Below are 19,843 nucleotides of genomic sequence, written 5' to 3' on the forward strand. Positions count from 1 at the left end.
GACGGCTGGATGCCACACTCGGCCATCTCTCTAAGTTGTGCAGCATAAAGGAATGAGTATGCGGAACTTTGATGCGCAGGTTTCTTATCGGGTCATGCTTTCTCAGAATGAGATTAATCATCGTGGGTCCGATTGGGAGAAAGAGGCCTTGAATGAACTGGAAGAGCGACTTGGAGCAGGGTCCGACTTTCCCTGCATTTTTTCCAAGAATGCATTCAAGAAGTCTTCGATCAAGTTTGTATTTGTCGACACTTTGGATGCTCAAGGACTGGCGAAGCTGGCTGAAGGCTTGAAAGAGTATGTGACGCTTTCCAGAACATGGAGTGGTTCAATCGAGGACGCTTATCCGCTCATCGTGTTCTTTTCAACCGATGCGATATCGGCGAGTACCGCGCAGGATTATCAGGCCGCCGGGTGGGGCGTGCTGCAGAGCCTGCACTGGCTGGATGAGAGCCCGTGGCCGGACAGCGTCGATGTCGACCCGGAGTCCCCGTTCTGGTCGATGTGCTTCGCGGGAATGCAACTGTTTGTGAATATGAGTTCTCCCGCACACAAACTTCGCAAGAGCAGAAACCTCGGGTCGAGATTTGCGCTGGTGATTAATCCGCGTGAACGCTTCGATGTATTTGCCGGCGATACCGTGGGCGGACGTAATGTTCGCGCCAATATTCGCAAACGCATCCTTAAATATGATTCGGTGCCCCACGCCTTGCAATTGGGCGGCTTCGGCTCTGACGCCAAAGAGTGGTGGCAATACGGTTTGATTGAAGAAAATGCAGAGCGCACGGATGTTTGCCCGTTCAAACATTCCAGCCATGAAAATAAAGAGGAAGCCTGATGTTCAAGTTGATTGTATCCAACGGCAGAGTGGCAGACCGCACGGCATTTACCCGTATCGGTGCGTTGAAGGCCGCGTCGGCACTTGAAGCAAAGTACGGTGTAGCGCCGCTGTATATCGGTGACGGCAGCTGCGAGCCGGCGGCCGATGACTGGACAGTCAGTCTGCCGGCAGGACGTGAGCAGATCGATTCGCTGCATCGCGCCGTGGCCTGTGCGGTAGAGGAGCAGCAACTCACAGTGGTCATCAACGGCACCTGCCCGGCCAGCCTGGGCAGCGTACCTGCGGTTGCCAGACATTACCCGGACCTTTGTCTGGTGTGGGTCGATGCCCATGGTGACTTCAATATTCCGACGACCACTGACACGGGCTACCTGGGCGGGATGGTGGTGTCGGCATTATGTGGCCTCTGGGACAGCGGCTGTGGCGCCGGCGTGCGTGCAGAGAACGTCATTCTGGTCGGCGCGCGTGACATCGACGGGCAAGAGCAGCGTCTGCTTAGCGCCAATAATGTGCGCACGCTTTCCCCGCAGCAGGCAACCGCCGAAGCGGTGCGTAGCGCGATCGGCCAATCGAAGGTCTGGGTGCACATCGATTGGGACTCTCTTGAGCCTGGCTATGTGCCCGCCGACTACGCAGTGCCTGACGGTCTGCTGCCGCAACAGCTCGCGGCGATCCTGGGAGCAATTCCGCTGGAGCAGATCGTCGGCCTGGAAATCGCCGAGTTCAACGCCTCCTGCGATGCGGCGACGGCACAGCGTGCGACCCAGTGCATCATCGATATCGTTGACCCGCTCCTGTCCAAAGCGTGTCTTGAGGCGAGTGTGTGCCATGCATAAACCGCCTGCTGCTGCCCGGCTGCGTTTCAGCAAGATGCACGGTGCGGGCAATGACATGATCATTCTCGATCTGCGTGATGCGCAGGATCCGTCGCGCGAATTGTGCAAGTACCTGGCTAACCGCCATAAAGGTATCGGCGCCGATATGGTTCTGGGCGTCAAGGCTGCGCGCAATCCATCGTCCGTGGCCTCGTTCGATATCTGGACGGCGCAGGGCGAGTCCTCCCGCCAATGCGGCAACGGTGCGCGGTGTGTCGCCGCATGGCTGGTTCGGGCAGGTTTGACGGAGGCGTCCGAGTTCACCCTCGACAGTCCCTCCGGTACCCACCGGGTCCGGGTCATGGAGGACGGCAACTATCAGATCAGCATGGGCGCACCGAATTTCTCGCCCGCCGCCATCCCGGTGTTCGGCTTCGACCAGGCGCAGTCGGCTTATCAATTCGAACTCGCCGGGCAACACCTGGCGTGTTCGGCGGTATCGATGGGCAACCCGCATGCGGTGATCGAAGCCGAACGTGATCAGTATGAGATTCCAGCTGTCGGCAGCGCCCTGCAAAACTCCGGGTATTTCTCCCCTGACGTCAACGTCGGGTTTGTACAGCTGCAATCGCGCAACAGGATAAAACTCAAGGTCTACGAATTCGGCGCAGGCGAGACGCTGGCCTGCGGCAGCGGTGCCTGCGCGGCGGTCGCGGTGCTGGCGCGGGCCGGGCGGGTCGACCGCTCGGTCGATGTCGAACTGCCCGGCGGAACCCTTGAAGTGACATGGGAGAGTGACTTGTCCGCGATGTACCTCTCCGGCCCTGCTGAATTCGTATTTGATGGAGAACTCGCTCATGCCGTTGTATGAAAGCATTCTGGACACGATCGGCCGTACGCCAATCGTCAAGCTGCAAAGGCTCGCCCCGGAACACGTCAGCATTTATGTGAAGGTCGAGTCGTTCAACCCAGGTGGTTCGGTCAAGGACCGGCTGGCGCTGGCTGTGGTACTCGACGCCGAAGCCAGAGGCCTGTTGAAGCCTGGCGATACGATCGCCGAATGCACCTCCGGCAACGTCGGCATTGCGTTGGCGATGGTTGCCGCGGCGCGCGGCTATAACTTCGTGGCGATCATGTCCGACAGTTACTCGATCGAACGGCGCAAGCTGATTCGCGCCTATGGCGGCAAGGTTCTGCTGTTTCCTGCTCACCTGGGCAGCAGCGGCGGCAACCAGATTGCCGATGAACTGGCGCAGAAGTTTGGCTGGTTCAGATCGCGACAATTCGATAACCCGGCCAACCCTTCCTATCACCGCGAAACCACCGCCACCGAAATCCTCGGTGATTTCGCCGGTAAACGCCTGGACTACTTTGTCACCGGTTTCGGCACCAGCGGCACACTGACCGGCGTTGGCCAGATGCTGCGAGTCGCGCGACCCGCCGTGCAGATCGTTGCCGCAGAACCGGAAAATGCTGCGTTGCTGTCGGGCGGCACCTGGGGCGTGCACCAGATTCAGGGACTCGCGCCCAACTTCACGCCGACCATCATGGACAAGACCGTCATCGATAAAGTCCTGACCGTGAACGAGTACGAGGCGCGCGACACTTCGCAGCGCCTGGCCAGGGAGGAGGGGATCTTCGTCGGCATTTCTTCGGGCGCCTCGGTCGCCGCAGCGTTGAAGGTTGCCGAGACCGCAGCGGCCGGTTCGGTGCTGCTGGCCATGTTGCCGGATACCGGTGAACGTTATCTCTCGACGTTCCTGATGGACGGCATCGCCGAAGGTTCCGACGATGACTGGTTGCAGTCGCTCGAGCCGTAACAGGCAACCGGTTACTTGGCGAAGCAGGCGCTCTAAGGGATTAGCATCATGGTGGAAACTCTTCCGGCAGCAGATTACATCGAGTTCGCGCGCCCGTTTCCAATGCATCGTGGAGGTGTACTGGAAGATTTCAGGCTGACGTATGAGACGTTCGGGCAACTGAATGATCGTCGCGACAACATCGTCCTGGTGCTGCCCGGCATGTCCGCCAACAGCCACGTCTGCAGTGTCGCCCGCGATCCTGAGGCGGGCTGGTGGGAGGACTTTGCCGGTTCAGGCAAGCCGATCGATACAGACCGCTGGTATGTGATCTGTTTCAACTATCTGGGGGGGTGCAAGGGCTCGACGGGGCCGCTGTCCACCGAGCGGGCGAGTGGCAGGCCTTACCAGTCGCGCTTTCCCGAGCTGAGCATCGAAGACATCGTCGACACGATCGTCATGGCCGTGAAAGCGCTGGGCATGGCGCAAGTGACCTGCCTGATCGGCGCTTCGATGGGTGGCATGTGTGCGCTGGCCCTGTTGACCCGGTATCCGGGGTTTGTCCGGCATCACATCAACCTGTGCGGCGCGGCCAGTTCGCTTCCCGTGTCCACGGCCTTGCGTTCATTGCAGCGGGAAGCCATTCGCAGTGATCCGCTGTGGGCCGGTGGCGAGTATTCGCCGGATGCGCGCCCGATTCACGGCATGACGCTGGCCCGCAAGATCGGCCTGTTGAGTTATCGCTCCGGCGCGCAATTGAATCGCCGTTTCAGCCGCAGCGATCAGGCGGCCGGTAAATCCGCCGGCATGACCCACGACTTTGAAGTCGAGGATTATCTGCAGGCCAATGCCTGGCGATTCGCACGGGATTTCGACCCTAACAGTTATCTGCAGTTAAGCCGTGCGATTGATCTTTATGCCTGTCTGACGCCGCCGCAGGGCGGTTTTCAGACTGTCGGGCTGGAGCAGGTTCTGGTGGTCGGCGTCGAGAGCGACACGCTGTTTCCTGTTGCGCAACAGCAGCACATCGCTCAAGGGCTCGAGCAGGATGGTGCCGAGGTGACCTTTGTCCGGCTCGATTGCCCGGACGGCCACGACGCCTTTCTGACCGATCTGCGGGCGTTCGGGCCGCTGCTGGAACATTTCATGAATCGTATTGGTTCCGTCCTTCCTGCGGGCAGGGCGGAGCGTTGTCTGGAGTTGCACGATGAACGATTTTGACAAGGTTGCATTGGTGACCGGTGCCAACCGTGGCATCGGTTTCGAGGTGGCGCGACAACTGGCCGCCGAGGGCGTGACGGTGGTGCTCAGTGGCAGGAATTATCAGGCTGTCGCTCAGGCGGCCGACGAGTTGGTCGGCATGGGCCTGAAGGCGTTCCCGTGCCTGCTGGATGTCACGGATGAAGACAGCATCGCCTCGGCGGTCAAATTGCTGGAGGCGAAGTTCGGTCGACTGGATATTCTGATCAATAATGCTGCGATCCGTATCGAATCCTACGGGTTGAACCCTTCGCAACAACCACTTCAACAGTGGCGCCAGACGTTTGAAACCAACCTGTTCGGCATGGTCGCGGTGACCCAGCATTGTCTGCCGCTGATTCGCCAGTCTGCGGCTGGGCGCATCGTCAACGTATCCAGTCTGCTGGCATCGCTCACCACCCATACGGACGTCGATTCCTACGCCTATTCACCGATGTTCAAATCCTTGCCGGGCTACAGCGCCAGTAAAAGCGGGGTGAATTCGTGGACGGTTCATCTGGCTTACGAGCTTCGCGACACGCCCGTCAAGGTCAATGCCGTGCACCCCGGTTACACCAAAACCGGCATGAATGACGGCGCCGGTGATCTCGATGTGCAGGAAGGCGCGCGGACCAGTGTCGCGCTGGCATTGATTGGTGCCGATGGCCCCACGGGCACTTACCGCCATCAGGACCGCGTGATTCCCTGGTGAGTCGTTGCTGTTTTTCTGCTTCCAACTGCTCAGTAGAAAGGATTCTTCATGATTAAGCTTGCACTCGTCACCGATAAGCCGAACCTGCACATTGACTACGACATGCCGCCATTGCTTGAAGCCTGCAAGCAACTGTCGATCAACGCCGATGTGTGTTTCTGGGACGATCCGTCAATCGATTGGGCGGCGTATACCGCCGTATTGATCCGTTCACCGTGGGACTGCATTGAAAACCTCGACGAATTCTTTGCCTGGTGCGACAAGGTGCATGCACTGACCTGCCTGTTGAACGTGCCGTCCGTGGCCCGATGGGGCTTGAACAAGTTGTACCTGAAGGACATTGCTGCGCGCGGTGTGCCGATTATTCCCAGTGTATTCCTGGCGCCCGACGACGCTCCCGAGGGTTATCTGGCTGACTTCCTCGACGCGAACACCGACAGCCACGAATTTGTCGTCAAACCGACGATCGGCTCGTATTCGCGCGGAGTGAAACGGTTTGTCCGTGGCGGTTCCGAGGCCGCGCTGGCACACATTCGCGCGCTGCAAAAGCGCGGTTCGCACGTGATCATTCAGCCGTACATCACCACCATCGACACTTACGGCGAGACGGACCTGACCTTCTTCGATAACACCTTCAGCCATTCCATCCGCAAGGGCGCCATGCTCATGGCGGACGGTACGGTGAACGTGCCAACCCCCGAATTTCGCCAGCCGCGCGAGGCGGATGCCGAGGAGCAGGCGGTGGCGCTATCGGCGCTGGTGGCTTCTGCCGAGGTGCTCGGGCTTGAGCTGCCGTTGCTCTACGGCCGGGTCGATGTGATCCGCGACTATGACGGTCGGCCGATGATCATGGAAATGGAGATCTGCGAGCCTTCGCTTAACCTGCCGTTTCGCGCCGACAGTGCGCTGAACCTGATCAAGGGCGTGCTCAAGCGCATCGACCGGCACCTGGTCGATCTCTGACAACCTCCGCGAACGCCAGTAAACAAGCCCGACAGCATTGCCGGGCTTTTTTTGTGCGCGCGATTATTCGACTATGGGCGTTTTCCGATGGCACAAGGAACAGGCGTCATGACCAAGACAGCCGAGCGGGTCAACATTGTCGATACTCAGGTGTTGTCCCACGATTGGTATCTGTTGCAGAAAATCACCTTCGACTATCTACGCAACAACGGTGACTGGCAGCGGCAGACTCGCGAAGTCTACGACCGTGGCAATGGCGCGGCGATTCTGTTGTTCAACCGCGAAAAGCGCACGGTGGTGCTGACCCGCCAATTTCGCTTGCCGGTGTTCGTCAACGGCCACGACGGCTTGTTGATCGAAGTGGCGGCGGGGCTGCTGGAAGGTGCGGCGCCGGAACAGCGGATCCGCGACGAGGCCGAAGAGGAAACCGGTTACCGCGTGCATGAGGTGAAGAAGGTCTTCGAGGCCTACATGAGCCCCGGCTCGGTGACCGAGAAGCTGCACTTTTTTATCGCCGAATACGACGCGAAGTCGAAGGTCAGCGAGGGCGGCGGCCTGGAAGAAGAAACCGAAGAGCTGGAAGTGCTCGAATGGGGCTTCGATGAAGCACTGGCTGCATTTCACCGTGGCGAGATCTGCGATGCCAAGACCATCATGCTGTTGCAGTATGCGGCGATGAATAACCTTTTCGACAGCTGATTCAACGCCAATCCATTGTGGCGAGGGAGCTTGCTCCCGCTGGGCTGCGCAGCGGCCCCAGGTTTTTGCCCGTGCTGCGCACTGGAGCGGGAGCAAGCGCCCTCGCCACCCAATGGCATTTACGGGGTTAAAACAGGTCCCCTGTTCTACCGACATCAGACCAGTCCCCGCCCTCCAGCACCAGCAACCGCTCTTTTGCCTCAAGCCCACCCGCAAACCCGGTCAACTTCCCCGACGCGCCGATCACCCGATGACACGGCGCCACAATCGAAATAGGGTTGCGCCCGTTCGCCGCGCCCACCGCACGCACCGCCGTCGGGTTGCCGATCTGCTCGGCGATCTGGCTGTAGGTGCGGGTTTCGCCAAAGGGGATGGTCAGCAGCGCCGCCCAGACCTTCTTCTGAAAATCGGTGCCGACAAAATCCAGTTCCAGGTCGAAGCGATCACGCTTGCCGGCAAAATATTCCTCAAGCTGCTGCGCGGTTCGCTGCAGCAGCGGATTGTCCGGCGCTTCCGTCATCGGCCCGAGGCGCACCCGGCCCGGTTTGTCGTTTTCCCAGAGAATGGCCGCCAGTCGTGCGCCGTTCGCAACCAGCTTCAATTCGCCGACCGGTGAGGGCAGGGTGATGAACGTGTACGACATGGGCAGAACTCCGGATCGGTACGTCGAGAGCGCCCAGCATACTGCCTGAGCGGGGAGGCGCAAATCGCAATAGCGACCATACTGCTTGGTGCTTTTGCTGTGTTCCCCTCTGTTCTGCACAGAACCCGAAAACAAAAAAGAGATCGACTCATGAAGTACGAACCTTTGGCCAAAACGCTGATTGCGACGTCACTGGCACTGAGCTGCCTCATGGCCCACGCCGCTTCCGTAGCACCGGTTGCCGCTGAAAACGGCATGGTGGTCACCGCTCAACACCTGGCCTCGCATGTCGGTGTCGATGTGTTGAAAAACGGCGGTAACGCGGTGGATGCGGCGGTCGCTGTGGGCTATGCGCTGGCGGTGGTGTATCCCGCCGCAGGCAACCTCGGCGGTGGCGGTTTCATGACCATTCAACTGGCGGACGGGCGCAAGACGTTCCTCGACTTCCGTGAAAAAGCTCCGCTGGCGGCGACTGCCAACATGTACCTGGACAAGGACGGCAACGTCGTCCCGGATCTGAGCACCCGTGGTCACCTCGCCGTGGCGGTGCCGGGCACCGTGTCGGGCATGGAGCTGGCGCTGAGCAAGTACGGCACCAAACCGCGCAAGGACATGATCGCCCCGGCGATCAAACTGGCGGAAGACGGCTTCGAGCTGGAGCAGGGCGACGTCGATCTGTTGGACTACGCCACCGATGTGTTCAAGAAGGACATGCGTGATTCCGGCTCGATCTTCCTGCACAACGGCGAGCCGATGCAGGTCGGGCAGAAGCTGGTGCAGAAGGATCTGGCGAAAACCCTGCGCACCATTTCCGAAAAAGGCGCTGACGGTTTCTATAAAGGCTGGGTGGCCGACGCCATCGTCACGTCCAGTCAGGCCAACAAGGGCATCATCACCCAGGCCGACCTCGACAAATACAAGACCCGCGAACTGGCCCCGGTGGAGTGCGATTACCGTGGCTACCATGTGGTTTCGGCGCCACCGCCAAGCTCCGGCGGGGTGGTGATCTGCGAGATCATGAACATCCTCGAAGGCTATCCGATGAAGGATCTGGGCTTCCATTCGGCCCAAGGCATGCACTACCAGATCGAGGCGATGCGCCACGCCTACGTGGACCGCAACAGCTATCTGGGCGACCCGGATTTTGTGAAGAATCCAATCGAGCATCTGCTGGACAAGAACTACGCCACCAAGCTGCGCAACGCGATCCAGCCGCAGAAGGCCGGGATCTCCGCCGAGCTGAAGCCCGGCGTCGCTCCGCATGAAGGCAACAACACCACGCACTATTCGATTGTCGACAAGTGGGGCAACGCAGTGTCGGTGACCTACACCCTCAACGACTGGTTCGGCGCCGGCGTGATGGCGAGCAAGACCGGGGTGATCCTCAACGACGAGATGGACGACTTCACCTCCAAGGTCGGCGTGCCGAACATGTACGGTCTGGTGCAGGGCGAGGCCAATGCCATCGCTCCGGGCAAAACCCCGCTGTCGTCGATGAGCCCGACCATCGTCACCAAGGACGGCAAAGTGGTGATGGTGGTTGGTACGCCGGGTGGCAGTCGGATCATCACCGCGACCTTGCTGACCATGCTCAACGTCATCGACTACGGCATGGGCCTGCAGGAAGCGGTCGACGCGCCGCGTTTCCACCAGCAATGGATGCCGGAAGAAACCAACCTCGAAGACTTCGCCGCCAGCCCGGATACGAAGAAGATCCTCGAGAGCTGGGGCCACAAGTTCGCCGGGCCGCAGGATGCCAACCACATCGCCGCGATCCTGGTCGGCGCGCCGTCGCTGGGCGGTAAACCGGTGGGCAAAAACCGTTTCTACGGGGCCAACGATCCACGGCGCAATACCGGGTTGTCATTGGGTTACTGAGAGGCGTAAAACAGGCGGCGGGGCTCAGCTCCGCCCCCTGTCTCAAGGATCGATCAAGGAAGGCCCATCATGTCCAGCGCATTGTTGATCATCGACGTCCAACAGGCTCTCTGTTCGGGCGAGTATCAGTGCTTCGACATCCACCGTGTGATCGACACCATTAACCAGCTCAGCACGCGTGCGCGTGAGGCGGGTGTGCCGGTAGTGCTGATTCAGCATGAGGAAAAGGACAGCCCGCTGGCCCATGGGGCCGAAGGCTGGCAACTCGCCGCCGGATTGCTGACGACCGCCGAAGACCTGCGCGTAGGTAAAACCACCCCGGATTCGTTCTATCAGACCGAGCTGGGCAAACTGCTGCCCAGCGAAGACTTCGAACGCCTGATCATTTGCGGCCTGCAGACCGACTACTGCGTCAACGCCACCGTGCGCCAGGCCCATCAGCGGGGTTACGACGTGGTGCTCGTGGCGGACGCCCATTCCACCCTCGACAACGGCACCATGAGCGCCGAAGACATCATCGCCGAACACAACAAGGACCTGGCGCACCTGACCGGCGCGACGGCCCGGGTCGACGTCAAACCCGCAGCCGAGATCACTTTCTAAAACCAGCGCATACCCCTGTGGGAGCGAGCTTGCTCGCGAAAGCGGTGGGCCTGTGCATGCGTTGGCTGACCCGACACCTTCGCGAGCAAGCCCACTCCCACAATGATTGGTGGTGTTCACAGATTCCCACGTCCAGCACAAATCCCCAGTGGGAGCGAGCTTGCTCGCGAAAGCGGTAGGTCTGTGACGCATGTGTTGGCTGACCCGACGCCTTCGCGAGCAAGCCCGCTCCCACAATGATTGATGGTGTTCACCAATTCCCATGTCCAGCATGAGTTCCCTGTGGCGAGCGAGCTTGCTCGCGCCGGCTGCGTAGCAGCCCTCACATTTCAAGTCGCAAACAGAACTCCACGAATCGCCCCAACCTGCGGGGCCACGACGCCCTCCAGCACCAGCCGCGTAATGGTCTCGGCTGCCGTCGCGTAATCCTCATCCTGCGGCACTGCGCGCCCGGTGATGCAGCCCATTTGCCAGCCAATATTGGTGTAGGTGCGGGTTGCCGACCAGATGAACAGCATCAGGTGTTCCGGGTCCACCGGGGCCAGCAGGCCGCGTTCGATCCAGCTGCGCAGGCAGTCGACGTTGCGTCGGGCTTCGGCGTGCAGCAGGTCGCGGCATTCGTCTGGCAACTGGCGCCCGCCGAGCAGCAGCTCGCCGCTGAATACCTTGGCAATCGCCGGGTGTTCACGGGCGATGCGGATGCGCGCGGCGATGTAGGCGCGCAGGCCGATCATGGGATCGTCGCTTTCGCGCAACGCCGCTGAGGCTTCCAGCAGCGGTTCGACAAACTCCAGCAGAACCTTGGAATAGAGGTTTTCCTTGGTCTGGAAGTAGTAATACAGGTTGGCTTTGGGCACACCGGCGCGGGCGGCGATGTCGCGGGTCTGGGTGGCGTCGAAGCCGTTGGCGGCGAACTCTTCGCTGGCGGCGGCGAGGATCAGTTGCTCGTTGCGTACGCGGATGGCGCTCATGGGAACACGGTGTGAATAGAAGGCATGGGCAGATACGGGCAAGTTCGGTTTCGCAATATACAAAACTATATAGCGGCGAAGCCAGCTAACTGTTCCACTTGCGACAGGGCTGAGCGGATATTTTTGTGTAAATTTCCCGATTCAGTCTTTCCTCAAGCGAGCGCTCTCTCTAGAATCCGCCCCGCCTCCGCAATGGAGGCTCATTGCTATCATTGGGCTCGGTTCACATAGGGAAGACAACATGCAATTCGGGAAAATCCTGGCGCTGGGCCTGGTGCTTGCGCTCGGTGGTTGTGCCAGTTTCACCAAAGACGAAGTGGCGCCGGTCAAACTGCCATCGATGGCCAGCTACGCCAACAAACCCAATGTTTATGTGGACTTCGACTTCTATCAGGGCGAGCCGAAAAGCGCTTCGGCCGTAGAAGTGCCGCAGGCGCGTGACCAGCTCAAGCCTGAGCTGCAAAAGATTCTGAGCGATTCGGGTCTGTTCGGCCGTGTCACTCTGGACGAGTTCCAGAAGCAACCGGGCGATTACAGCCTGCGTCTGAAAATGTACAACCATCCGCCGAATGCCGGTTCGATGGTACTGGGCTTCATTAGTGGTTTCAGCCTGGGGGTGATCCCGGCATACGGTACCGATCAGTACACCATGAGCCTCGAAGCCGTGGACGGCACAGGTCAGGCCCTGACCACCGCGAGCAACCATGATGCGGTCGGTACCTGGATCGGTATCTGGTTCATTCCGCTGATGGGCAACACCCCGAAGGCGGCGGTCAACGACACGTTCGCCCGTCAGGTCAACGCGCTGCTCAAGCAGATGATCGACAACAACAACCTGAAATACTCGGCACTCGAGCCCCTTACTCCACGGGCCTGAAGCAAAAAAAAAGAGCCGCAATCGCGGCTCTTTTTTTCGCCCTTACTTCAAGGCCTGGATGAACTGAGGATCGCTGTACAGTTCCTTCAGCAGATCGCGCAGCATCGGGTTATAGGCGTTGACCGCGTTCGGAATGGCAATGAAACCAAAGAAGCTGCTGCTCCACTGGCTGCTGACATGCTTGGTCGCGTCGTAAACCACGTTCTGCCCATTAAGCAGGGTGAAGCGTGCAGCGAGTTCGCCATCGCCCGTGCCCATGCCGGCCGACAGGTTGTTCTTCACCACCAGCACTTTCAACTGACGCTGAGCCTGCGGATCAAGCAGACCGGCCTTGCGCAGTTCTTCGGTGATCGCGTCCTGGATGTGCGCCGGGATGCTGCCGGATGGCGAGCGCACCGGATTGGCCCGCACAGTCAGCGAACCTTCGCCGGACTCGGCAGTTACCTGAGGATTGCTGATCGCCTGCAGGGGCGGGGTCTGCTTGAGCTTCTGGACGTTCTCGTAGCTCGGCTCATAGCGGGTCATGGTCATGCCACAACCTTGCAGCAGCACGGCCAGCATCGGGATCAACAACAGAGACTTGTTCACGGCGTTTCCTTGCGTGAGGAATAAGGGGGGGGGCGAATTATGGGCAGAGTGCCATCATTGAGCAACCGACTTCACCCGTGAAGCGCTCAGTGCTTCAACAGATTCTCGATCTGCGCCAGTTCCCAGGTACTGAGCAGATTCACCGGGTCGGTGCCGTAACGGCTGTTGAATTGCCATTCGCGGCCATCCGGGCAGCGGCACTGTTCACAGTGATGCAAGTGCCCACCCTCAAAATCAAGCAACAGGCGCCAGCCCTCGATATCGACCGCGATCAGTCCGGCATCACTGGGTGTCTTGGATCTGTTGAACATCAGCACACCCAGCGCAGCCTCGCGCAAGCGCTGGCAAACGTCGCGGGCGGTCAGTAATGCAGTCATTGTCGTACTCGATGGGGGCAGAAGCGCGTCAGGATAAATCGCGCGTCGACGGGTGTCAGCGATCACTGGCCCGATTCCGAACTATTCCGTAACATCCGCACCCCTCATTTTCGCGAACATCCGCGGCCACCCTCGTGGGCCGCTCAGTCAGGTAAGCCATGAAACCGAAACGTCTGCGCGCCGATGTCCTGGCCGGACTCACCACCTCATTTGCCCTGTTGCCCGAATGCATTGCGTTCGCGCTGGTGGCGCATCTCAATCCGCTGATGGGCCTGTACGGCGCCTTCATCATTTGTACGCTGACCGCGTTGTTCGGTGGCCGGCCGGGAATGGTCTCCGGGGCGGCGGGTTCGATGGCGGTGGTGATCGTCGCGCTGGTGGTGCAGCACGGCGTGCAGTACTTGCTGGCGACGGTGTTGCTCGGCGGTTTGATCATGATGGCGTTCGGCTTGTTGCGCCTGGGCAAACTGGTGCGCATGGTGCCGCATCCGGTGATGCTCGGTTTCGTCAACGGCCTGGCGATCATCATTGCACTGGCGCAACTGGAGCATTTCAAGAGCGGTGAACATTGGCTCAGCGGCACGCCGCTGTACCTGATGACCGGGCTGGTGCTGCTGACCATGGCCATCGTCTACATCCTGCCGCGCCTGACCCGCGCGGTGCCGCCAGCATTGGTGGCGATCCTCGGCGTGGGCCTGCTGGTCTACCTGTTCGGTCTGCCGACGCGCACCCTTGGCGACATGGCGCACATCGCCGGCGGTCTGCCGAGCTTCGCGCTGCCGGACATCCCGTGGACGCTGGAAACCCTGCGCATCATCGCCCCGTACGCGATTCTGATGGCGCTGGTCGGTCTGCTGGAAACCCTGCTGACCCTGAACCTTACCGACGAAATCACCGAAACCCGCGGCTACCCGGATCGCGAGTGCGTGGCGCTGGGCGCGGCGAACGTGGTCTCCGGCGCATTCGGTGGCATGGGCGGTTGCGCGATGATCGGCCAGACCGTGATCAACCTCAGCTCCGGCGGCCGCGGGCGTTTGTCCGGGGTGGTGGCGGGGGTGCTGATTCTGCTGTTCATCCTGTTTCTGTCGCCGCTGATCGAGCGTATTCCGCTGGCGGCACTGGTAGGGGTGATGTTCGTGGTCTCGCAGCAGACCTTCGCCTGGGCTTCGTTGCGGGTGTTGAACAAAGTACCGCTCAACGATGTACTGGTGATCATCGCCGTGACCACTATCACCGTGTTCACCGACCTGGCCACTGCCGTGCTCTGCGGGATCATCATCGCCGCGCTGAATTTCGCCTGGCAGCAGGCCCGCGAGTTGTACGCCGATGAGCATCTGGAAGCCGACGGCAGCAAACTCTACCGCCTGCACGGCACGCTGTTTTTCGCCTCGACCACGCCGTTCCTCAACCAGTTCGACCCGGCCAATGACCCAGTACGAGTGACCCTCGATTGCCGGCATTTGAGCTTCGTCGATTACTCGGCGATTGCCGCGTTGAAGACCCTGCGCGAGCGTTACGAAAAGGCGGGCAAGGAGCTGCAGGTGTTTCATCTGTCCGAGCGCTGCAAGAAGCTGTTGAAACGCGCCGGCGTCGAACACCACTGAGTGCAGTTGTGGGCGCGGTTTGCTCGCGAAGGCGATATGTCGATGAAACGGTATCGACTGCCATTACGCCTTCGCGAGCAAGCCCGCTCCCACAGCGGCGATGCCAAAGATCACTATCGGGAAAATTTCTTCGCCCCGGCCACACAAAGAATCACGCCCACCGTCACCACCAGCATGCCGATGCTGACTTGCTCATGCAGCAACGTCGCTGCCAGCGCCAGGCCGAAAAACGGTTGCAGCAACTGCAGTTGACCGACCGCGGCAATCCCGCCTTGGGCCAGGCCGCGATACCAGAACACGAACGCGATCAGCATGCTGAACAGCGAAACGTAGCCCAGACAGACCCATGCCGACACGCTGATGCCGCTGAAGGACGGCGGGGCTAGCCACAGGCTCGCGATTGCCATCGGGGGCAGCGACAAGACCAGCGCCCAACAGATCACCTGCCAGCCACCCAGGGTGCGCGACAGTTTTGCGCCTTCGGCATAACCCAGACCACAGACCAGAATCGAGGCCAGCATCAGCAGGTCACCGGTGGGCGAGGCGGACAATCCCTGTGACAAGGCGAACCCCACCACCAGAGCACTGCCGAGGATCGAGAAGAACCAGAATACCGGGCGCGGACGCTCGCCACCGCGCAAGACGCCAAACAGCGCAGTGGCCAATGGCAGCAAGCCGACAAAGACGATCGAATGCGCCGATGTCACGTGCTGCAATGCTAACGCCGTCAGCAGCGGGAAGCCGAGCACGACGCCCAATGCCACGATCAGCAACGAAAACCACTGATCCCTGGACGGTCGCCGCTCACGGAACAACCACAACAGGGCAACGGCCAGGACGCCGGCAATGGCGGCGCGCGCGACGGTGAGAAACACCGGGTCAAACTCCAGCACGGCCAGGCGCGTCGCCGGCAGCGAGCCGCTGAAGCACACCACGCCAATAAAGCCGTTGATCCAGCCGCTGGTTTTTTCCAGTGCCGGGTTGCTCACGTTTGAAGTCCGTTCCATACGATTCACACTCATTGTGGGTTGCTTTGAGAGAATCCTATGATTGAGAATCAGGACAATCAAAAAATTGTCATGGATACATCCCGACATGTCCCGCTCTCGCTACAAGACCCTCGTCGACACTTACGCCGCCGACATTCGCACCGGACGTCTGGCGCCCGGCACCCGTCTGCCGACGCACCGGCAACTGGCCACGCAGGAAGGCCTGGCGCTGGTCACGGCCTCGCGGGTGTACGCCGAACTCGAAGCCATGGGGCTGGTCAGCGGCGAAACCGGGCGCGGCACCTTCGTGCGCGAAACCTCGTTGTCGCCGGGGCAGGGCATCGACCAGAAAGACGTGGCCGTCGGCATGATCGACCTGAATTTCAACTACCCGTCCTTGCCCGGTCAGACGCAATTGTTGCGCACCGCACTACGCCAGTTGGCGTTGTCGGGAGATCTGGAAGCGTTGTTGCGCTATCAGCCACATGCCGGCCGGGCCCACGAACGGGCTTCGGTCGCGCGCCATTTGCTCAGTCGCGGTGTCAGCGTCGACGCCGAACAAGTGCTGCTGGTCAACGGCGCCCAGCAGGGGCTGGCGGTGACGCTGATGGCGTTGCTCAAGCCCGGCGATGTGATCGCCGCCGATGCGTTGACCTATTCCGGGTTCAAAGTGCTGGCCGAGGCGTTGCATCTGGAAGTGGTGGCGATCCCGGTCAACGAGCAGGGGCCGGATCTGGCCGCGCTGGAAAAACTCTGCCGCAGTCGCTCGGTGCGTGCGGTGTACAGCATGCCGACCCTGCATAACCCGCTTGGTTGGGTGATGCCAATCGAGCAGCGCGAAGAATTGGCTGCCATCGCGCGACGGCATGATCTGACCCTTATCGAAGATGCGGCCTACGCTTTTCTGGTGGAAGACCCGCCGCGTCCTCTGATCGACCTGGCGCCTGAGCGCACGGTCTACGTTTCGGGCCTTTCGAAGAACATCGCCACCGGCCTGCGCGTCGGTTTCATTGCTGCGCCTGCGGCCCACGTTCCGGCACTGGAGCGGGTGATTCGCGCAACCACCTGGAACACCCCGGGACTGATGACCGCGATCGTCTGCGGCTGGCTCGACGACGGCACCGTGATCGAACTGGAAGCGCAAAAACGCCACGATGCCCAGGCGCGCCAGGCACTGGCTGCCGAGTTGCTCAAAGGGTTGCCATGCGTCGCCCATCCGAACTCGTATTTCCTGTGGCTGCCCTTGCCGGAAGACGTGCGTGCCGATCAGATTGTGGTGGAGCTGATGCAGAAGCAGATTTCGGTCACCACTGCCGAGCCGTTTGCAGTGTCGGCCCATGTGCCGCATGCGATTCGACTGGCCCTGGGTTCGGTGGAAATGGATGTGTTGCGGCAGGCCTTGACCACCGTCAGGAAGGTCATCGCCGCTTACCTGTAAAACAAGGCCCGGGGGACAGATGTTACCCTTGCGCAGCCAGATTCAAGCCGTTCCGGAACCTTCGATGAAAAACACTGTTGCACTCTTGCTTGCCCTGACCGCCACCGCCGTACTGTTCAGCTCGACCACCCGCGCCGCAGGCGATCCGCAGGCCGGCGAAAAGATCTTCCCGCGCCTGTGCGGCGGCTGCCACCAGGTTGGCCCGGATGCGCGCCCGGGGTTCGGCCCGCAACTCAACGGCATCATCGGTCGAGCGGCCGGAACCTCGGCCAATTACGTGTATTCCGAGGCGATGAAAAATTCGGGCAAGACCTGGGACCGCGAAACGCTGACTGCGTATCTGAAAGATCCAAAGGGCGTGGTGCCGGGCACACGAATGATTTTCTGGGGGCTGAGTGACGAGGAGAAGATCGATAATTTGCTGGCGTATCTGCAGCAGTTCTCCAATTAAAGATTTTGCTCGGCCGGCCCGGCAAACCAGGCCAACGGCATTTGCGAAGTCAAAGAGGGCTGATCAAGCCACCTGATTACGGCCCGCCGCTTTCGCCTGATACAGCTGCTGGTCGGCACGTTTGATCAGCATCGTGTGGCTGTTGTCCGCCGGGTCGGCCAGCGCGACGCCAATGCTCACCGTGACCTGTCCGATCTCGGGAAAGTGCGCCTGGGCCACGGCGACACGGATCTTTTCGGCGACCACCTCTGGAGTATCAGGCTGGGCGACTTCCGGCAGCAGTACGGCGAACTCCTCGCCGCCGTAACGGGCGACGAAATCGGTGGCACGCACGCTGACCTGAATGAGTTGCGCCAATTGCTGCAACACGTCGTCGCCAATCGCGTGGCCGTAGGTGTCGTTGATGCGCTTGAAGTGATCGGCGTCGATCAGCAGCAGGGCAAACGGTCGCCCGGTGCGGCGGAACAGCAGACTGTATTCGCTGAGTTTTTCATCGAAGCGGCGACGGTTGTAGACGCCGGTCAGGGCGTCGTGGGTCGCCAGGTTCAACAGGTCGGCATTGGCCTGCATCAGTGCCGCGGTGCGCTGGGCGACGGTGGCTTCCAGCGAGGCGTTGGCTTCCTGCAGTTCGCGCTCCTTGGCCAGCAGCGACCGGGTCATGGCGTCGATCGACTGCCCAAGCTGGGCGATCTCCCGCACCGGGTGCTGCAGCGGGAAGTGTGCGCCGGGCTGCTGGTTCTGCACCTGTTTGGCCGAGTGCGCGAGTTGCTCGATCGGCCGGCTCAGATACTGCGCCAGATAGTACGCCACCAGCCCGAATGCCACGGCGGCGGCCACACCCAGCAGCAACAATTTATAGAGCAGCAGGCGCGCCGGCTCCAGAGCGGTGTCCAGTGGCTGGCGCACGGCAATCGACCAGGACAACGCCGTACTCGAAGGCGTCGGTACGGTGACCATGCTGGTCAGGTAACCGTTGCCGACCGACCAGCCCGGCGACTTCGAATCATTCACCGCCAGTTGCTGGCCCATCAGGGCTTCCGGGTACAGCACCTTGCCGTCGTGATCGATGATCAGCGCTTCGATATCTGGCGACGCATTTTTATGCGAGAACGCTGCCGATTCGACGATACGCGTCACCCAGCTCCAGTGCGCGTGCGCGCCCAGCACGCCAATCACCTGGCCGTCGGCGTTGCGGATCGGGGCGGCGAAGTCGATGAAACGCAGCGGTTCGCCGTTGGGCGTTCCCGGCAGCAGTTTGGCCAGCAACACCGCTTCGTGCGGGTCACCGGTGTACTCACCGCGCAGGCCAGCCTGGAACCATGGCCGTTGCTGCACCGATTGCCCGACCAGCAAATTATTCACCGCTTGATGCACATGGCCATCGGCATCGGTCACGCCCATCCACGCATACTCGGCCCGGGCCTGGGTGCGCAGTTGCATCGATTTGAGAATCGCCGGGTTGTCGAGGTCGCCGCGTTCCAGATGCGGCGCACGGCTGAGCAGGTAGACCTCCAGCTGGCGCTCGCGTAATTGGTCACCGAGCAACGTTGCCGCAGAACGCGCGGTATTGAGCAGTGAATTGCCGCTGACCTGTTTCATCTGTTCGGTGGCGATATGCCCGACATAGAAGCCGACGCTCGCCAGGGTCAGCAGGGACAAACCGGCGAACCAGAGGGTCAGGTGACTTCGCAGACTGGCTTTGAGCATGGGCAGGCAAATTCTGTTTGGACGTTGTGGCCGCATGGTATGCGCATTAAGCGTCGGGCTGCCAGTCGGTCGCTTCGGATAAGCACCGTCGGAAGTTTCGCCAATGCCCTACAAGGCAAGATCCTTTCTGACGCGGGTTGTTGAAAAGAACCACGCCAGCAAACGACGAAATGCAAAAGCCCGGCTGATCAGGCCGGGCTTCTTTGACTGCTTTAGAGCCGTTGTTTTATGCATTTCGGCTTTCGATCAGACGATCCGAGCCACCTTCAGCGACACGGCGTTCCTGCAGACGATCCGAGCCACCTTCAGCGACGCGGCGTTCCTGCAGACGATCCGAACCGCCTTCAGCGACACGGCGTTCTTGCAGACGATCCGAGCCACCTTCAGCGACACGGCGCTCCAGCAGACGATCCGAACCACCTTCAGCGACGCGGCGCTCCAGCAGACGATCCGAGCCACCTTCGGCAACACGGCGCTCCAGCAAACGATCAGAACCACCTTCAGCCAGACGGCTTTCAATCAACTTGTCCGAGCCGCCTTCAGCGACCAAGGTTTGAACGGGTGTTGCTGCAAAAGCGTTAACTGCAAGAACCGAGAAAGCGATGCCGAGGATGGTTTGGTGTTTCATGATCGTGTGCTCCGGGGTGTA

Annotated in this window: 21 protein-coding genes; 14 read left to right on the top strand and 7 right to left on the bottom strand. The window is 60.6% G+C overall.

Features of this window, described 5'->3' with window-relative positions; genetic code table 11:
• Window positions 1-58: 58 nt before the first annotated feature.
• The 8 genes from AC3WMV_RS10590 (at window position 59) to AC3WMV_RS10625 (ending at window position 7,068) form a co-directional block, all read left to right on the top strand.
• Window positions 59-838 (top strand): YqcI/YcgG family protein, encoded by a 780-nt coding sequence (locus AC3WMV_RS10590; RefSeq protein WP_103369452.1) that lies wholly within the window; start codon window positions 59-61, stop codon window positions 836-838.
• Window positions 838-1,677 carry an arginase family protein gene (locus AC3WMV_RS10595; protein WP_049827968.1) on the top strand — a complete coding sequence of 280 codons (840 nt, stop codon included), beginning with the start codon at window positions 838-840 and terminating at the stop codon, window positions 1,675-1,677. The genes AC3WMV_RS10590 and AC3WMV_RS10595 overlap by 1 nt, the downstream gene beginning before the upstream one ends.
• Window positions 1,670-2,527 carry a diaminopimelate epimerase gene (dapF, locus tag AC3WMV_RS10600; RefSeq protein WP_178085271.1) on the top strand — a complete coding sequence of 286 codons (858 nt, stop codon included), beginning with the start codon at window positions 1,670-1,672 and terminating at the stop codon, window positions 2,525-2,527. The genes AC3WMV_RS10595 and dapF overlap by 8 nt, the downstream gene beginning before the upstream one ends.
• Window positions 2,514-3,476 (top strand): cysteine synthase A, encoded by a 963-nt coding sequence (gene cysK, locus AC3WMV_RS10605; protein WP_027614693.1) that lies wholly within the window; start codon window positions 2,514-2,516, stop codon window positions 3,474-3,476. Before dapF ends, cysK begins: the two co-directional genes overlap by 14 nt.
• A 48-nt stretch (window positions 3,477-3,524) precedes the next feature.
• Complete coding sequence (gene metX, locus AC3WMV_RS10610) at window positions 3,525-4,676, top strand: homoserine O-acetyltransferase MetX (protein WP_103369454.1); 1,152 nt, start codon at window positions 3,525-3,527, stop codon at window positions 4,674-4,676.
• A complete protein-coding gene (locus AC3WMV_RS10615; RefSeq protein WP_027614694.1) occupies window positions 4,663-5,406 on the top strand; it encodes an SDR family oxidoreductase in 744 nt (247 codons plus the stop codon). The genes metX and AC3WMV_RS10615 overlap by 14 nt, the downstream gene beginning before the upstream one ends.
• 48 nt (window positions 5,407-5,454) lie before the next feature.
• Complete coding sequence (gene dcsG, locus AC3WMV_RS10620; RefSeq protein WP_103369456.1) at window positions 5,455-6,369, top strand: D-cycloserine synthetase; 915 nt, start codon at window positions 5,455-5,457, stop codon at window positions 6,367-6,369.
• A gap of 108 nt (window positions 6,370-6,477) precedes the next feature.
• Window positions 6,478-7,068: an NUDIX domain-containing protein gene (locus tag AC3WMV_RS10625; RefSeq protein ID WP_103369457.1), complete on the top strand. Its 591-nt coding sequence runs from the start codon at window positions 6,478-6,480 to the stop codon at window positions 7,066-7,068.
• A 127-nt stretch (window positions 7,069-7,195) separates the two neighbouring features.
• Here the strand turns inward: AC3WMV_RS10625 and AC3WMV_RS10630 are convergent, their stop codons facing one another.
• The gene (locus AC3WMV_RS10630; protein ID WP_103369459.1) at window positions 7,196-7,711 is read right to left on the bottom strand and encodes a methylated-DNA--[protein]-cysteine S-methyltransferase; all 516 of its coding nucleotides are present in this window, start codon (window positions 7,709-7,711) and stop codon (window positions 7,196-7,198) included.
• 150 nt (window positions 7,712-7,861) lie between these two features.
• Between AC3WMV_RS10630 and ggt the strand changes: the two genes are divergently transcribed.
• Window positions 7,862-9,589, top strand: a complete 1,728-nt coding sequence (ggt, locus tag AC3WMV_RS10635; RefSeq protein ID WP_027614698.1) for a gamma-glutamyltransferase — start codon at window positions 7,862-7,864, stop codon at window positions 9,587-9,589.
• A gap of 69 nt (window positions 9,590-9,658) precedes the next feature.
• Window positions 9,659-10,192, top strand: a complete 534-nt coding sequence (locus AC3WMV_RS10640; protein WP_103369461.1) for a cysteine hydrolase family protein — start codon at window positions 9,659-9,661, stop codon at window positions 10,190-10,192.
• A gap of 329 nt (window positions 10,193-10,521) precedes the next feature.
• On the opposite strand, the gene AC3WMV_RS10645 is transcribed toward AC3WMV_RS10640, so the two are convergent.
• Window positions 10,522-11,163, bottom strand: coding sequence for a TetR/AcrR family transcriptional regulator (locus tag AC3WMV_RS10645; protein WP_103369577.1), 642 nt, complete (start codon window positions 11,161-11,163; stop codon window positions 10,522-10,524).
• Between the two features lie 241 nt (window positions 11,164-11,404).
• Here AC3WMV_RS10645 and AC3WMV_RS10650 point away from each other — a divergent pair, with 241 nt between their 5' ends.
• Entirely contained in the window at window positions 11,405-12,040 is a 636-nt protein-coding gene (locus AC3WMV_RS10650; RefSeq protein ID WP_103369578.1) for a hypothetical protein, read from the top strand.
• 42 nt (window positions 12,041-12,082) lie between these two features.
• Here AC3WMV_RS10650 and AC3WMV_RS10655 read toward each other — a convergent pair whose 3' ends face one another.
• Together AC3WMV_RS10655 and AC3WMV_RS10660 are read right to left on the bottom strand one after the other, a co-directional pair.
• Window positions 12,083-12,628, bottom strand: coding sequence for a hypothetical protein (locus AC3WMV_RS10655; RefSeq protein ID WP_103369579.1), 546 nt, complete (start codon window positions 12,626-12,628; stop codon window positions 12,083-12,085).
• Window positions 12,629-12,714: 86 nt separating this feature from the next.
• Complete coding sequence (locus AC3WMV_RS10660; RefSeq protein WP_103369580.1) at window positions 12,715-13,005, bottom strand: DUF7693 family protein; 291 nt, start codon at window positions 13,003-13,005, stop codon at window positions 12,715-12,717.
• A 158-nt stretch (window positions 13,006-13,163) separates the two neighbouring features.
• Here AC3WMV_RS10660 and AC3WMV_RS10665 point away from each other — a divergent pair, with 158 nt between their 5' ends.
• Window positions 13,164-14,609: a SulP family inorganic anion transporter gene (locus AC3WMV_RS10665; protein WP_027614704.1), complete on the top strand. Its 1,446-nt coding sequence runs from the start codon at window positions 13,164-13,166 to the stop codon at window positions 14,607-14,609.
• 113 nt (window positions 14,610-14,722) lie between these two features.
• Here the strand turns inward: AC3WMV_RS10665 and AC3WMV_RS10670 are convergent, their stop codons facing one another.
• The gene (locus AC3WMV_RS10670) at window positions 14,723-15,616 is read right to left on the bottom strand and encodes a DMT family transporter (protein ID WP_096795618.1); all 894 of its coding nucleotides are present in this window, start codon (window positions 15,614-15,616) and stop codon (window positions 14,723-14,725) included.
• Between the two features lie 88 nt (window positions 15,617-15,704).
• Here AC3WMV_RS10670 and AC3WMV_RS10675 point away from each other — a divergent pair, with 88 nt between their 5' ends.
• Complete coding sequence (locus tag AC3WMV_RS10675) at window positions 15,705-17,036, top strand: aminotransferase-like domain-containing protein (RefSeq protein WP_098968180.1); 1,332 nt, start codon at window positions 15,705-15,707, stop codon at window positions 17,034-17,036.
• Between the two features lie 64 nt (window positions 17,037-17,100).
• Window positions 17,101-17,487, top strand: a complete 387-nt coding sequence (locus AC3WMV_RS10680; protein WP_027614707.1) for a c-type cytochrome — start codon at window positions 17,101-17,103, stop codon at window positions 17,485-17,487.
• A 63-nt stretch (window positions 17,488-17,550) separates the two neighbouring features.
• Here the strand turns inward: AC3WMV_RS10680 and AC3WMV_RS10685 are convergent, their stop codons facing one another.
• The gene (locus AC3WMV_RS10685) at window positions 17,551-19,194 is read right to left on the bottom strand and encodes a sensor domain-containing diguanylate cyclase (protein WP_103369581.1); all 1,644 of its coding nucleotides are present in this window, start codon (window positions 19,192-19,194) and stop codon (window positions 17,551-17,553) included.
• Window positions 19,195-19,420: 226 nt separating this feature from the next.
• The gene (locus AC3WMV_RS10690) at window positions 19,421-19,822 is read right to left on the bottom strand and encodes a hypothetical protein (RefSeq protein WP_103369582.1); all 402 of its coding nucleotides are present in this window, start codon (window positions 19,820-19,822) and stop codon (window positions 19,421-19,423) included.
• Window positions 19,823-19,843: the final 21 nt, after the last annotated feature.

It is taken from the genome of Pseudomonas sp. FW305-3-2-15-E-TSA4 (assembly GCF_058787295.1).